Origin of the sequence: Vibrio sp. Vb1337 (assembly GCF_033338715.1) — a bacterium.
Classification (GTDB): Bacteria; Pseudomonadota; Gammaproteobacteria; order Enterobacterales; family Vibrionaceae; genus Vibrio; species Vibrio alginolyticus.
This window is the reverse complement of sequence record NZ_JAWOTD010000174.1, coordinates 1-1,191: the sequence shown is the minus strand read 5'-3', so window position 1 is coordinate 1,191 and position 1,191 is coordinate 1. Positions and strand designations below refer to the sequence as shown.

2 protein-coding genes are annotated in these 1,191 nt (G+C 46.9%); both read right to left on the bottom strand.

Features of this window, described 5'->3' with window-relative positions; genetic code table 11:
* Positions 1 to 150: 150 nt before the first annotated feature.
* On the bottom strand, positions 151 to 834 hold the full coding sequence (gene trmH / locus R7E42_RS24805; protein WP_005478720.1) for a tRNA (guanosine(18)-2'-O)-methyltransferase TrmH: 684 nt from the start codon (positions 832 to 834) through the stop codon (positions 151 to 153).
* A gap of 57 nt (positions 835 to 891) precedes the next feature.
* Positions 892 to 1,191, bottom strand: a 300-nt coding sequence (locus R7E42_RS24800; RefSeq protein WP_318073203.1) for an ACT domain-containing protein, incomplete at its 5' end; no start/stop codon positions are given.

The window sequence follows — 1,191 nt, the reverse complement described above, 5'->3', positions numbered from 1 at the left end:
AAAGGAACAGCAGATAGCATTTGGGCAGACATAGAAAGCTCAAGAAAATGGTTAACATAGCAGTATGTTAACCATGGAGCTGTGTTTTTGTACAGGAAAAACTATAAGAAGTGGCGTAGAAAGCGAGGCCTTTCGACGTTATGTTTCAGCTTAAGCTTTTTGCATCTCTTGCCACCACGCCTCATCTGCGATGATTTGACCTTCATCGTCGAGTGGCGGGTATTCCAGTTTCTTGCGTTTCGCTACTTTGGCAAGCACTGGGTGACCACGTTCAAATAAGATGCGATGAATGGTTTCTTTTGGTAGTGCGCTTTCTTCTCGATCATACATGCCTGCCGCTTCACGTTGGCGTTGCGCTTCATACAGAATAACTGCGCTGGCGACCGAAACATTCAAAGATTGCACCATTCCAATCATCGGAATAATGATGTCTTGGTCGGCGAGTTTTTTCGCTTGTTCAGACGCGCCAATTTTTTCACTCCCCAGGATGATTGCAGTCGGTTTGGTGTAGTCGATTTCACGAAAATCGACCGCGGTGTCTGATAAGTTGGTCACCAATACTTGCATGCCTTGGGCTTTGAGCTCGGTAATGGCGGTTTCAATCGAGTTGTGAGTTTCTACTTCAACCCAGTTACGAGCACCTGCAGAAGTGTGGGTTAAAGTGCGCATTTTATCAGGCCAGATAGCATGAACTTTGTGTAAGCCCGTGGCGTCAGCCGTACGAATAACGGCAGAGACGTTGTTAGGTTTGTGAACCTCTTCTAGGCACAAAGTAAGGTCGGTTTGGCGTGCTTTCAGCACCTGATGGATACGGTGGTAACGTTCTAAATTCATAGTAAATAAATAGGGTATAAAAAAATCGCCACCCAGTGTGAGTGGGTGGCGATGAGTTTAGTTCTTTCTTCGTCTGACTCGGGTCGCCTGCGGCATCGCTTTGATTTTTCGCATGATACCTGCAAGGTGGACACGATCTTTAGTCGTCAGCAGAACGGTGACAGTATACAGTCGGCCATCACGTTCTTCGGTCGACAGGCCATGGATATTGGAGCCTGTTTTCGAAATCACGTTGGTCAATTCTGCCAGAGCACCTTGGTGGTTGAGCATGTCGACTTTCAGTTCTGCGATAAACTCTTTGTCGTAATCGTCAGACCATGCAACGGCCATGTACTTGTCCGGCTCTTTTTGGTAACC

Excerpts from the sequence above, each read along its gene's own strand:
- trmH (WP_005478720.1), bottom strand. The coding sequence starts at position 834 with ATGAATTTAGAACGTTACCACCGTATCCATCAGGTGCTGAAAGCACGC.